Below are 13179 nucleotides of genomic sequence, written 5' to 3'. Positions count from 1 at the left end.
CGACGGACCTCTCAGCACGACTTCGCGCCCACGTCCTCGCGGACGGTGAGCAGGGCACCGATCCCGATCACGCAGACCGTCATGACGAAGAACGCCGGGGAGAGATGGTTGCCGGTCCGCTGGACCAGGTAGGCCGCGATGTACGGAGCGGTACCGCCCGCGAGGACGGTGCCGATGTTGTAGCCGATCGCCATGCCGGTGAACCGGACCCGGCGTTCGAACAGGTGCGGCCACAGACTGGCCGCCGGGACCTGCACGAACGCACTGCTGAGCATGAACAGCAGGTAGGCGGTCCCGGCCAGGGCCAGGTTGTGCCGCTCCATCAGCATCATCGCGGGGTAGGCGGTCACCAGGAATCCCAGCAGCCCGCACATCAGGACGCGACGGGAGCCGAACCGGGCGGCGAGGCGGCCGGCCGGCACCATGAGCAGCACGGTGACGAGCACGACGCCCGCGCTCAGCCACAGCACCTGCGTGGAGTCGTACCCCAGGTCGCTGGTGAGGTGGATGCCGATGTATGTCAGGCCGAGGAAGATGGCCCCGCCCTGCGCCATGGACAGGCCGATGGACTGCAGCAGCGCCGCGCGGTGGGTGGACAGGACCTCCCTGATCGGAGCGGTCGGGATGTCGGCGCGCCGTGCGGCCTCCTCGAACTCCGGGGTGTCCTCGATCCGCAGCCGGGCCCACAGGCAGAACAGCGTGAGCGGCACGGCCATGAGGAACGGCAGCCGCCAGCCCCAGTCGGCCATCTGGTCCTTGGTGACGAGCGCTGAGATCACTCCGGCCGTGGCGGCCGCGAACATGAATCCGAGATTGGACCCGATGGGCGTGACGGCACCGAGGAAGGCCCTGCGCCGGGGCGGGGCCGACTCGTAGATGTAGGTGTAGGCGCCGACCGACTCGCCGCCCGTGGAGATGCCCTGCATGAGCCGGCACAGCAGGAGCAGCACCGCGGCGGTCACGCCGATCTGGCTGTAGGTCGGCAGCAGTCCGGTGGCGCTGCTGGCGACTCCCATGCACAGCACCGAGGAGACGAGCGCCTTGCGGCGCCCCCACCGGTCGCCGAGCCACCCGAAGAAGACGCCGCCGACGGGCCGCACCACCAGCCCGGTGGCGAACACCGCGAGCGTCGCCAGCAGCGCGGCCGCCGGATCCTCGCTCGGGAAGAACTGCGGCGCGATCACCACGGCGAGATAGCCGTAGACACTGAAGTCGTAGTACTCGATCAGGGTGCCGAGGCTGCCGGCCAGCATCGCGCGGCGCACCGTACGAGGTTCGTACGTCGCTGACTCCGCCTCCGATGTGGCCGAACGCTGAGTGGCACTCATGCTCCGTCTCTCCTTCCCACGGCACGGTCTCGCACCTGCCGACGCCGGGGACGCTACAGAACTGAACTCAGTACAGCTAGTGTGCTGCGGCGGATTTCTCAGGATGGGACGAAGAGTGGCGGCAGAGACTGGCCCGCCCAGAAGCATGACCTGCCGAAAGTGCGCGCGCCGGAGCCACGGCACCGGCACATGCGATCCCAGCCCTACTTGAAGCAGATTCAATTTGATACTATGCCCGGCCCGTCCGAAGGGGCCCGCGCCCGTCCGCTCAGCGCGCGCCGGCCAGCCGAAGTGCGAAGTCGCCGTACTGGTACACGACCTGGTCCTCGGTCAGGTCGCCGTCCTCGCGGTACCAGACGGGCACGCCCATCCCGAGATCGAGGATCGCGTACGAGGTCAGCTTCACCGTGGTGATGTGGAAGCGCCCGGCCTGCACGCCTTCACTGAGCAGCGTCCTGAAGGCCTGCTCGTAGGCGGCACGCCGCCGCAGGACCTCCGTACGGTGAGGCTCCTCCAGGCTGCGGATCTCCCGGGTTCCCACGAACGCTTCCAGGCGGTGCCGGGCGTGGTAGCGGACATGAGCCTCGGCGGCCCGGCGCAGCCGCTCCACCACGTCCTCACATCCCGCGACGGCAGCGCGGTGGTTCCGCAGCAGGTCGTCCATGGTGCCCGTCATGATCTGGGTGAGGAGTTCCTGCTTCGACCCCACATGCTTGTACAGGCTCGGCCCGCGCATCCCCACCGCTTCGCCGATGTCGGCCATCGTGGTGGCGACGTACCCCCGCTCGGCGAACAGGGCGAGGGCGGCGTTCCGGATCTCCGCCGCACGCGGCCCCGGAGTCCGGCCGGCCCCCGTACGGCCCCGGGCGGCTACCGCCGGCTGACTGCCGCGCTGTGACGTCACGCTTCTCCCGCCTTGTCCACCCGGCCGGCGATGCGTAGCCCATGCCGCCGTCCACTCCGCCCGGCTCACCGTAAACCATCCGAGCTCCCGCCCTGAGGGAGTCCCTCGTGCCGACGGCAGGCAGACGGCGGGTTGCCTCGGCGGGCTACTGCTCACCCAGACGTACGGCGTGTTGGTCCACCTCGGTGTCCGAGCGCCGTGCGCCGGTGAATCGTGTGGGACGGAAGGTCCGGAGAAGGTCCTGTTCCTGGTCGGTGGCGATCTCGGCCGCGACCAGGCGTCCCAGAATCGGCGCCAAGGTGACTCCGCTGTGCGAGACGAGGCAGTAGACGCGGGACCGCGCGGAGGCATAGCCGGCGACGGTGTGGCCGTCGGCGGGCAGGGACCGGAAGCCGACGCGCAGGTCGATCCTCGGTGCCCGGCTCGGGTCGGTCAGCAGTGCGGAGAACCGCCGGGCGAGGGTGCTCGCGATGGCGCCGTCCGCGGACGGAGGGTCTGCCGGATCGACGTCGCGGTTCAGATCGAGAGCCTGCAGGACGGTACGCCCGCCGGCCGCGGGGCGGAGGTTGAGGCCGGGGCTGTGGATCACGCAGCGCAGGCCGAGTTCCGGGAACCTGGCGTAGCCGAGCAGCCCGACAGTCCGCGCCCCGCGGCCGGCGTCCGTCACCATGGGTATGTCGATTCCGGCGCCCGCCGCGAGCCGTTGTGTCCACCGGCCGGCCGCCAGGACGACTCGGTCGCCCGTGCGGACCCGGCCTCCGGCCAGAGTGACGGACACGCCGTCAGGTCTGTCGTCGACGGCCACGACCTCGTCGATCGCGTACGTGGCTCCGTGCCGCTCGGCGTCCGCCAGCAAGGTGCCCACGAAGACATCCGGCAGAACGTATCCCTCACTGGGGAAATGCGCGATGGACGTGATGGCCGCCGGGATGCGGAGGTCGCCCGCGATCCGCGTTGCCTCGTCAGGCGTGATCCAGTGCGCGGGGTAGCCCAGGGACCGCAGTCGTTCCACGTTGTCGGCAAGCCACCGCTCGTTCGCGGCGTCCGCCCACTGCAGTGCCCCGCTGGGGAAGTACGACGGCGCGCCCCGCAGTTGCCCGGCGAGCCTGGCGTGCTCCTCCATCCCCGCGAGGTTCAGCCGGTGGTAGTGCGGGTCGAGCTTCCGGCTGGAGTTGGTCCAGGCGAAGGTGGTCGCGGTCGTACCGGCGCCGGCTCCTCGCTGATCGAGCAGGAGAACGTCCTCGCCGGCGACGGCGAGGTGCCTCGCGACGCTCACGCCCAGCACACCGGCACCGATGATGATGACTTTCATCGTTCACTCACTTCCTTCGCGGCAGCGACACGCTGCTCATGGGGGAGGGACGGGCAGCTCCAGGAAGAACTCGGCTGTTCCCGGACGGACGAGGGTCGTGACCACCTCGACGGTGCTTCCGTCATCGGCACGCAGCTCCCTGCGCCTCATCAGGGCGGGTGTTCCGGTCTCGCTGTGCAGCAGTGCGGCGTCGTGTTCGTCGAGGGTCACCGGGTCGAGGTAGAGCCGGATCGCGTCGACCGGTACTCCTCTGCGCTGGAGGTACGGGAGGGTGACGAGGTCTTCGAGGTTCTCGTTCAGCAGGTCGGGGGCCGCCGCGAAGAGGACGACGTGCCGCTCGACAGACTGTGGCTCCTCGCGTACGTCGAGCTTGCGGCGGACCAGTTCCACCACGGCTGTGTCGGCGGAGGCGCCGGGGAGAGCCAGGATGGCGTCCGCGGCCCTGGCGATCCGCGCGGACACGACTTCGTGTCTGCCCGGCGAGCCCTTCGCGGCCACCGCGGGGGTGATGAAGTTCAGCAGGTTGATCTGGCGCGTCACGTCCGCGACAAACGTTCCGTGGCGCCGCCGGCGGATCGCCAGTCCCGCCTCGGCCAGGTCGTTGAGGACCCGCTGGGCCGTGGCACGGCTGACGCCGTACTGGGTGGAGAGGTCCTTCTCGGTCGGCAGCCGGGCGCCGGGCGGCAGGCTTCCGGCCCGGATCGTCGCTTCGATCTCTCGCCTGATCTGTACGTAGAGCGGCACGGTCATGGCTGGACCGTACATTCCGTCAATTGGCTGGTGCCGACCGTCCCGCGCGAGCACCCAAGGGCTGAGCCCTTGACCGATGGGTCATGTCTGTCTCCCGTCCGACCGCACGGCGTACAGCTCCGACAACTAGACCGTACAATAACTCAATTGACCGGTCAATAGCCGCCTCGTCCCTGCCGCTCAGGCGCCGCCCGTCTGGATCCTTTCGCGTGTCGGTGCCATCGCCCAGCGGATTCCGGCGGTCAGCGCCGTGCCCAGCGGCCGTACGCACAGATCCTCGGCCGCCCGTATCCGCGGCAACCGCAGTTCCCGGGAGGCCCAGGCGGGCAGGAGCGAGACGGCGTTGGCGGCCAGGGCGACGTACGGCAGTCGGGCCGGCAGCGGGATGGGCGGGCGCAGCAGGAGGAAACGTGCGGTGTCCAGCGCCTCCGGTGTGGCCCGCAGTTCGGGCCGGTAGGCGGCGAGCCGCCGGTCGAGCCCCGCGCGGTCCGTCGGGGGGTCGGGGACGCCCAGGGCCATGGCGATGCGGGCCATGTCGGCGACGTACGCGTCGCAGCCCGCGGCGTCCAGCGGGCGGGCGCCGTAGCGCTGGTGTGCGCGCAGGAAGCAGTCGGTCTCCGCGATGTGCACCCAGCACAGGAGGTGCGGGTCCGCCGCGCAGTACGCCCGGCCGTCGGCTGTCGTGCCGCGCACGGTGTCGTGGACGGCGCGCACGCGCTCGCAGGCCGCCCGGGCGCTGTCGGCGGGGCCGTAGGTGGTGACGGCGAGGAAGGTGCTGGTCCGCTGGAGCCTTCCCCAGGGGTCGCCGCGGAACCCGGAGTGCCCGGCCACAGCGGCCATGGCCAGCGGGTGAAGCGACTGGAGCAGCAGGGCGGCGAGCCCGCCGGTGAACATCGCGGCGTCGCCGTGCACCTGGCGGACCGGGCGGTCCGGGCCGAACCAGCGGGGTCCCGGCGCACCGTGGATGCGGGCCCGGTTGGCCGGGCCCTCGGGTCCGGCCACGCGGGCGAAGATGGCCTCGCCGACCCGGTCGCGCACGGGTCCGAGGTCCCGGAGGAGTCTCATGGTGCCACGGCCTCCTTCCCGCGCGGCGCCCCGGCGGATCACGGGCGTCCTGGTCCCCCTGTACCCTGTGACGGCCCTTTCAGCGCCCTGCCCACGCGGCCGCTTTCCGCAGTACGGCGTCACGACCGCGGTCCGGCACTGTCCACAGGGTCTGCCCGCGTACACCCCATCGTTCCAGCAGGGCGTTCGCGGCCAGGAAACCGGTCGTGGCCGCCCGTTCCATCAGGGCGACGGGCAGATCGGTGCGCACGACGTCGCCGGCCACCACCAGGCCGGGATCGCGGGTGCGGACGGTGGGACGGTCGGCGTGGCCGCCCACGGGGAACAGCGGGCAGTCCTCCCTCCATTCGTGGCGGGCGTCGACGACCGCGGCGGCGCGGGTCTCCGGGTACACGCGGTGGAGCTGCTCGACGAGGCGCCCCTGCTCGGCGGTGCGGGGGGCGCGCGGGGCGACGGCGTAGGCGTGGAGTTCCACGACGGATCCCTTGGTCCGTGCCGCCCAGCGGGCCGCCTCGTCCTCCCACCGGTCCAGCACGCTGATGTTGTCGAGGCCGCCGAAGCCGCTGGTGCCGAGGAAGCCGGGGCGGTCGGGAGCGACGGGCCGGTCCAGCCACAGCCGGGTGACCAGGAAGGGCGGGGCGGTGCGCAGGCGTGCGACGCGTTCCCGCCAGGAGGGCTCGCCCAGCCGGTCCGAGCGGGCGACGAGGGACCGCAGGCCGGCGGTGTCCAGGGCGAGGACCACGGCGTCGTGCCGGCGTTCGTCGTGGTCCCCGGCGACCTCGAAGCCGCCTCCCCGGGCGGGTGCGATGTGCTCGACGGCGTCGCCGGTGCGCACCTCGGCGCCGTGCCGCCGCAGGTATCCGACCAGCGGATCCCACAGGGCCGTCGGGAAGGGCGCGCGGGGCACGTCGAACAGCAGACCCTCGGCGGAACCGAGGAAGTAGATGTGGAACATCAGCGCCATCTCGGCCGCCGACAGCTGCCGGGGGTCGGCGAAGAAGCTCCGGGAGAACACCTCGAACGCCAGGTGGCGGGCGTGTTGTGGGAAGCGGACGGTCTCCAGGAAGTCGTGGGCGCTGATGTCGTCGAGGCGGTGGTACACGTCGGGCACGCGCACGTCGAGCAGTGGCAGGGCCGCGACCGGGTCGATGGCGCGCAGGTCCCGCAACCGGAAGGTGGGGCTGAGCGCGACGAATCCCAGGGCGCTCCACGGCGGGGTGCGCGGCACTCGCCGGAAGCTGTCCCGCAGCCCGTCCGCGTGCAGCAGCGGATAGTCGGGCAGACGGGTGAGCCGGGCCAGGGCGGGGTCGGTACGGCGCAGCAGGCCGCGCAGGTTGTAGTACTGCCGGAAGAACGCGTGGAAGCCGCGGCTCATCGTCACGGTGCTGCCGTCCCGCAGGCGGGTCGGCCAGCCGCCCACCCGTCCGCCTACGTGGGGCTCGCGCTCGTACAGCGTCACCGCCACGCCCCGTTCGGCCAGCGTGGTGGCGGCGGCGAGTCCGGCGATCCCGGCGCCGACCACGGCCACCGTGGGACGGCCGGTGGCGTGCCTGGCTCCCGGGTGGGCCGGCAGGACGCGGGCCCGCCGGTCCCGGCCCCGGCGTGCGGCGGGCCGGTGGTGACCCGGGCCGGTCATCGGCGGACCTCGCCGCGCAGGGCCACGAAGGTGTGGGTGATGCCCGTCTGCCAGCCCGGCAGGGGCAGGGCCCGGACCCGGTCGAAGCCGGCCGAGCGGATCCTTCCGGCGAACCGGTCCGCCGTGTCGAAGTCGACGACGCTGCGCCGCAGGTGGCGGTAGAGCGGCCCGTCCCCCAGCAGGGTCGCGGCGGGCTGGACGATGCCCCGGCACACCAGCGTCCACACCGCCCGGTCGGCGCGGCGTCCGCTGAGGCTGTACTCGTGCACCCCGAGCCGTCCGCCCGGCCGCAGAACGGCGCGGACCGTGCCGAGGACGGCGTCGGGATCGGAGACGTTGCGGAAGAGGTAGGCGGCGAAGACCGCGTCGAACGGCCCCTCCAACCCCGCGTCCGCCAGTCGCTCGGCCGGCGCGTGGACGAACCGTACTCCGTCCGCCCACGGCTTGCCGGTGGCCCGCGCCAGCATGCCGGCCGACGCGTCCACGGCCGTGATGCCGGCGGCCGGGAGGACGGATCGGATCGCGGCCGTCGACGCCCCGGTGCCGCAGCCGAGATCCAGGACGCGCAGCCCCTGTCCGTCACCGGGCAGGCCGAGGCGGCGCACCGAGCGCCGCAGGTGCGCGTGGTAGCCGGGATTGGCCGCCACCAGCGCGTCGTAACTGCGGGACGCGTGGTCGAACGCGGCGGCGAGGTCTTCGTCGCGCAGCAAGGTCATGCGGTCTCCAGGGGCGCTGGCGGAGGCGGGCGGGTCAGTCGAAGGGGCGGCGTGGCAGTGCGGGCAGTTCGGCGGCGGTGCGCAGCATGGGGCCGACCGGGGTGTGCAGGCCGATGGAGAGGTCCTCGAGCAGGCTGGTGCGTCCGTCGAGGAAGCGCAGCAGCCGGGCCGTCGGGACGCGGGCGAAAAGACGGGAGAACAGGGCGGGACCGTCGACGCGGCCGCTGTCCAGGGCGCGCAGGAGTACCGCGTCCATGGTGCGGGCCCGCACGGAATGGGCGGCCGGCGGCACCGGCCTGCGCCCCTGCCGCAGCGCGGCGGCGACCGCCCGTGTCTGACGCTGGAGCCCGGCGAAGGTGTACCCGGTGGCCGGGCGGGTCGCACCGCCCGCGGCGCCGATGCGGAACACCGAGGCGCCGACCCGCCGCGGCAGGGGAGCGTCCGTCATGGGGATCACCCCGGTCTCGGTCGCGACGATCTCCAGGTCGCCGAGGCGCAGCACGTCGTCGGCGTAGTGCCCCACCGCCGCCTCGTAGCCGCTCGGCGTCAGGACGCGCCGGGAGAACTCCGTGTACTCCACGAGGGCTTCGCGCGAGCCGGTGGGCAGGACGTAGCCGAAGGAGAGCCCGTGAGCGGGCTGTGGTGTCCGGAAGTCCATCAGTTCGGCGGTCCCGCGGTCGAAGGCGGGCCGGGCGGTGCGCACGAACCAGCCGTGGAAGTGCTGCAGCAAGGTGGTGCGGGCAGCCGGGAGACTGCCCAGGGGACGGGAGTCGAACACCCAGCGGGCCTGAAGGGCGTGGGGGCGGCCGTCCGACCGGGTCATCAGCACGCGGGCCCCGGAAGGGATCTCCTCCACGGTGTCCACGGTCGCCTCCAGACGCCGGACGTTGGGGCTGCGCGCGAGGTCGCGGGTGACCAGGAGCTCGAAGTCGCCGGAGTGGATCATCTTGTACGTCAGCGGCGCGATGTCCCCTTCGACCGCGCGGCCGGCGGGCGGCCGTACCCGCAGGTGGCGCCACCGCGATCGCACCGCGGCGTCGAAGCGGCCGGGGCCGCACTCCCAGAAGCACCACGTGCGCGGGGCCGGACGCAGCGGGCCGGGCGGAGCGCCGACGAGGATCACGGACGGGGTCCGGGTGCCGGGCATGTGTCCGCTCAGCCGATGGGCCAGGGACAGCCCGGCCGCTCCCGCCCCGATGACCGCCACGTCCGCCTTCAGCACGGCCGCTCCCTCCGTCCCACGTGTACGTGCCCGCACCGTGCGAGGTTTCCCGCCCCGGCGCGCACGCCGACGCGGTCATCGGTCGCGGTCACCTGAACAGGTGCGTCCGCTCGACGGCACTCCCGCGCGTTCCGGCTACCCGCTGCGAACCGCATCCGTATCACGGGAAGGGACCGAGGACCGGTGAGGAGCGACCGATACCACGACGAGAGGAACCGGGATGCGCCCCGTTCAGGCGAAGGATCACCCCGCGGCCACGCCGCCGCCCGTCCCCCGCCTGGTGGCCCCGTCGGGGTCCTCGCCCTGGCGGGGGGAACCGGGCCGAGCGGCCACCGGCGCGGGCACCCCGGACGGTGTCACCCTCCCCGCGGTCGAGCCCGCCGCCGTCGACGCGGACGTGCCCGCCGCGGTCGGGCGCGTGCTGGAGCGGCTGCTCGCCGGCCGGCTCGCCCGGGCCGGCGTTCTGGACACCCTGTTCGCGCGTGAGATGGCCGAGCGGGTCACGCGCTTCACCCTGGAGGGCGGCAAGCGCACCCGGTCGCAGCTCGTGTGGTGGTCGATGCGCGCCTGCGGCGGGACCGACGAGCAGACGTCCACGGCGGCCCTGCGCGTCGGGGCGGCGCTCGAACTGCTCCAGACGTGCGCCCTGGTCCACGACGACGTGATGGACGGCTCGACGTTGCGGCGCGGCCGTCCGGCGCTGCACGCCGACGTGCGCGAGCGGTACAGCGGCGCCGGGTCACCGGGCCGCGTCGCCCGCTTCGGGGAGGCGGCCGCGATCCTGGCCGGGGACCTGGCGCTCGCGTGGGCGGACGACGTGGTGGCCGGGACGGCGCTCGACTCGTGGACGGCGACGGTGGTGCGCCGGCTGTGGAGCGACATGCGCACGGAGATGGTGGCGGGTCAGTTCCTCGAACTCCAGGGTCAGCTGACCGCGTCGCGCTCCCAGCCGCGCGCGCTGCGCGCCGCCTGCCTCAAGAGCGCGTTGTACTCGGTCGAACGGCCCCTGGCCCTGGGTGCGGCGGTGGCCGGCGCGGACCGCCGCACCATGGGGGCGCTGTGCTCGGCGGGGCGCTGTGTGGGCATGGCCTTCCAGTTGCGCGACGACCTCGACGACGTCTTCGGCGACCCCCGGCACACCGGCAAGAGCCGCGGCGGGGACGTCCGTGAGGGCAAGCCGACCTACCTGGTCGCCCTGGCACTGGCGCGCGCCGAGGCCACGGGCGACCGGCTCGCCCTGCAGGTGCTCGAGCAGGCGCTCGGCGACGAGGGTCTGACCCCGGCCGGGCTCGACGAGGTGCGGGACGTCCTGGTGCGCACGGGCGCCCGGCAGGCGGTCGAGGCGAAGATCGACCGCCTGTCGGCGCGGGGTTTGCGCCACTTCGACGGTGCCCTGCTCGACGCGGACGCCAAGGGCCGTCTGCGCGCGCTGCTGACCGCGGCGACGGCCTCCCGTGCCGCCGCCGGCCCGCCCGCCCGTCCGCGTCCCGCGCCCGCTCTCACCCCGGTGGGCCCCGGGGCCTCGGAGGCCCGGCGATGACCCGCGCGGTCTCCGGCCCAACGGACCATGTGGTGGTCGTCGGGGCGGGCCTGGCCGGTCTGTCGACGGCCCTCCACCTGCTGGGCTCCGGACGCCGGGTCACCGTCGTCGAACGGGACGGCCTGCCCGGCGGCCGGGCGGGACTGCTGCGTCTGAACGGCTACCGGATCGACACCGGCCCGACGGTGCTGACCATGCCCGGTCTCGCCGAGGAAGCCTTCGCGGCGGTCGGCGACAGCCTGTACCGGCGGGTGGAGCTGGTCCCACTGCACCCGGCCTACCGGGCGTCGTTCGCGGACGGCAGCACGCTGGACGTGCACACCGACGGCGAGGCGATGGCCGCGGAGGTGGAGCGGTTCGCCGGGGCCGGTGAGGCGGCGGGCTACCGGCGGCTGCGCGCCTGGCTGGAACAGCTCTACCGGGCCCAGATGCGCCGCTTCATCGACGCCAACTTCGACTCCCCCCTCGACCTGCTGACCGGTGATCTGGCCCGGCTGGCGGCGCTCGGCGGCTTCGGGCGGCTGGACCGGCGCATCGGCGGCTTCCTCAAGGACGAGCGGCTGCGGCGGGTCTTCTCCTTCCAGGCGCTGTACGCGGGCGTACCGCCCGCCCGCGCGCTCGCCGCCTACGCCGTGATCGCCTACATGGACACGGTCGCCGGGGTGTACTTCCCGCGCGGCGGCATGCACGCCCTGCCGCGGGCCATGGCGGACGCCGCCGCCGACGCGGGCGCCGAGCTGCGGTTCGGCGAGCCGGTCACACTGCTGGAGCGGTCCGGCGGCCGGATCACCGCCGTTGTCACCGCGAAGGACCGCATCCCCTGCGACGCGGTCGTCCTCACACCGGACCTGCCCGTCACCTACCGGCTCCTCGGCCGCCGCCCCCGCCGGCCCGTGCGACTGCGGCACTCGCCCTCGGCCCTCGTCCTGCACGTGGGCACGGACCGCACCTGGCCGCAGCTCGCCCACCACACGATCTCGTTCGGCGCCGCCTGGCGGACCACGTTCGACGAACTCACCCGCCAGGGGCGGCTGATGAGCGATCCGTCCCTGCTCATCAGCCGGCCCACGGCCACCGACGCCGGACTCGCCCCACCGGGCCGCCATCTGCACTACGTCCTCGCCCCCTGCCCCAACACCGACATCGGGCCCGGTGCCGCCGCCTGGGGCGAGCTCGGCCCGCGCTACCGGGCCGCGCTGCTGCGCGAGCTGGACCGGCGTGGCCTCGACGGCATCGAGGCGGCCATCGAGGAGGAGGCCCTCGTCACGCCGGTCGACTGGCTGGGCCAGGAGCATGGATCGGGCACTCCGTTCTCGGTGGCGCACACGTTCCTGCAGACGGGACCGTTCCGGCCCCGCAACCTGGTCCGGGGCACGGAGAACGCCGTCCTGGCCGGCTGCGGCACCACTCCCGGCGTGGGCGTGCCGACCACCCTGGTGTCGGGGAAGCTGGCTGCGGCCCGGATCACCGGTGGGCTCCGGCGCCGCCCCGCCCGAGCCGTGGGGGTTGCCCGGTGACCGGGCGGGAGCTCCACGCCGCGGGCATCACCGACCCGGTGCTGCGGGCGGCGTACCGCCGCTGCCGCGAACTCAACGCGGCGCACGGAAAGACCTACTTCCTGGCCACCCGCCTGCTGCCGGCCGAACGCAGGCCCGCCGTGCACGCGCTGTACGGGTTCGCCAGGTGGGCCGACGACATCGTCGACTCGCCGGCTCCCGGTGTGGACGGCGGTCTGCGCGGCCCGCGCCTGGCGGCGCTCCAGCGGCGTCTGGACAGCGGGCTGCGGCAGGGAATCAGTGACGAACCGGTGGTGCTGGCCGTCGCCGACACCGCGCGCCGCTACGCCATCGAGCACCGCCATTTCCGGGACTTCATGACGGCGATGAGGTCCGACCTGGTGGTGACGGACTACCCCACCTACGCCGACCTGCGCGGCTACATGCACGGGTCGGCCGCCGTGATCGGCCTGCAGATGCTGCCGGTGCTGGGCACGGTGGTGCCGCGGGAGGAGGCCGAGCCGCATGCGGCCGCCCTCGGTGTGGCCTTCCAGCTGACCAACTTCCTGCGGGACGTCGGCGAGGACCTGGACCGCGGGCGGGTGTACCTGCCTGCCGACCTCCTGGCCGGACACGGTGTCGACCGGGAACTGTTGCGACGGTGCCGGGACACGGGTCGCCGGGACCGGCGGGTCCTCGCCGCCCTACGGGAGTTCCACGCACTCACCCGCCGCGTCTACCGGGAGGCGGAACCGGGGCTGGCCATGCTCGATCCGCTGTCCCGGCCCTGCATCCGCACGGCGTACATCCTGTACGGAAGCATCCTCGACGCCGTCGCCCGCGACGGTTACGCCGTGCTGCACCGCCGCGCCGTGGTGCCGCGCCGGGAGCGCGCGGCGGTCGCGGCGGACGGGCTGGTCCGGGCGGCCGCGGCCAGGCTGCGCCACCGGAGCCGGTCGTCGGCGGTGCGTACGGTGTGGCCCGGTAGCCGGGCCACACCGACGTATACGACGCCTCCGGTCGAGCGGGGCAGGCCTGAGCGGGCGAGGCCACCTGTCGAGCGGGCCACGCCTGTACGAGCGACGCCTCCCGGCGAGCGGGCCACGCCGACGTACGCGACGCCTCCCGTCGAGCAGGGCACGCCTGAACGGGCGACGCCACCCGGCGGCCCAGGCACACCCACGAACAGGACGCCTCCCGCCGCCCCGAC

The 13179-nt window shown here is 73.5% G+C and carries 10 protein-coding genes and 1 pseudogene; 3 read left to right on the top strand and 8 right to left on the bottom strand.

Going from position 1 to position 13179, the window contains the following annotated elements:
- Positions 1-11: 11 nt before the first annotated feature.
- From ACZ49J_RS14100 to ACZ49J_RS14065, 8 genes are all read right to left on the bottom strand, one after another.
- The gene (locus ACZ49J_RS14100) at positions 12-1328 is read right to left on the bottom strand and encodes an MFS transporter (RefSeq protein ID WP_467447926.1); all 1317 of its coding nucleotides are present in this window, start codon (positions 1326-1328) and stop codon (positions 12-14) included.
- Positions 1329-1596: 268 nt separating this feature from the next.
- A complete protein-coding gene (locus ACZ49J_RS14095; protein ID WP_467447925.1) occupies positions 1597-2232 on the bottom strand; it encodes a TetR/AcrR family transcriptional regulator in 636 nt (211 codons plus the stop codon).
- Between the two features lie 145 nt (positions 2233-2377).
- Positions 2378-3544 (bottom strand): NAD(P)/FAD-dependent oxidoreductase, encoded by a 1167-nt coding sequence (locus ACZ49J_RS14090; RefSeq protein WP_467447923.1) that lies wholly within the window; start codon positions 3542-3544, stop codon positions 2378-2380.
- A 36-nt stretch (positions 3545-3580) separates the two neighbouring features.
- Entirely contained in the window at positions 3581-4294 is a 714-nt protein-coding gene (locus ACZ49J_RS14085) for a GntR family transcriptional regulator (RefSeq protein ID WP_467447922.1), read from the bottom strand.
- Between the two features lie 180 nt (positions 4295-4474).
- Positions 4475-5359, bottom strand: a complete 885-nt coding sequence (locus ACZ49J_RS14080) for an oxygenase MpaB family protein (RefSeq protein ID WP_467447921.1) — start codon at positions 5357-5359, stop codon at positions 4475-4477.
- A 79-nt stretch (positions 5360-5438) separates the two neighbouring features.
- Positions 5439-6995: an FAD-dependent oxidoreductase gene (locus tag ACZ49J_RS14075; protein WP_467447919.1), complete on the bottom strand. Its 1557-nt coding sequence runs from the start codon at positions 6993-6995 to the stop codon at positions 5439-5441.
- Entirely contained in the window at positions 6992-7711 is a 720-nt protein-coding gene (locus ACZ49J_RS14070) for a class I SAM-dependent methyltransferase (RefSeq protein WP_467447918.1), read from the bottom strand. The genes ACZ49J_RS14075 and ACZ49J_RS14070 overlap by 4 nt, the downstream gene beginning before the upstream one ends.
- A gap of 34 nt (positions 7712-7745) precedes the next feature.
- Complete coding sequence (locus ACZ49J_RS14065; RefSeq protein WP_467447917.1) at positions 7746-8933, bottom strand: lycopene cyclase family protein; 1188 nt, start codon at positions 8931-8933, stop codon at positions 7746-7748.
- A 220-nt stretch (positions 8934-9153) separates the two neighbouring features.
- Here ACZ49J_RS14065 and ACZ49J_RS14060 point away from each other — a divergent pair, with 220 nt between their 5' ends.
- The 3 genes and pseudogenes from ACZ49J_RS14060 to ACZ49J_RS14050 form a co-directional block, all read left to right on the top strand.
- A complete protein-coding gene (locus ACZ49J_RS14060) occupies positions 9154-10473 on the top strand; it encodes a polyprenyl synthetase family protein (protein ID WP_467447915.1) in 1320 nt (439 codons plus the stop codon).
- Entirely contained in the window at positions 10470-11990 is a 1521-nt protein-coding gene (gene crtI / locus ACZ49J_RS14055) for a phytoene desaturase family protein (protein WP_467447914.1), read from the top strand. Before ACZ49J_RS14060 ends, crtI begins: the two co-directional genes overlap by 4 nt.
- Positions 11987-12922 (top strand): annotated as a pseudogene (locus ACZ49J_RS14050) (phytoene/squalene synthase family protein); the annotation flags it as partial. The gene crtI and the pseudogene ACZ49J_RS14050, both read left to right, overlap by 4 nt.
- Between the last annotated feature and the right edge of the window lie 257 nt (positions 12923-13179).

The sequence above is a fragment of the Streptomyces sp. NPDC030840 genome, assembly GCF_055572015.1.
This window is presented reverse-complemented; position numbering and strand designations above follow the sequence as displayed.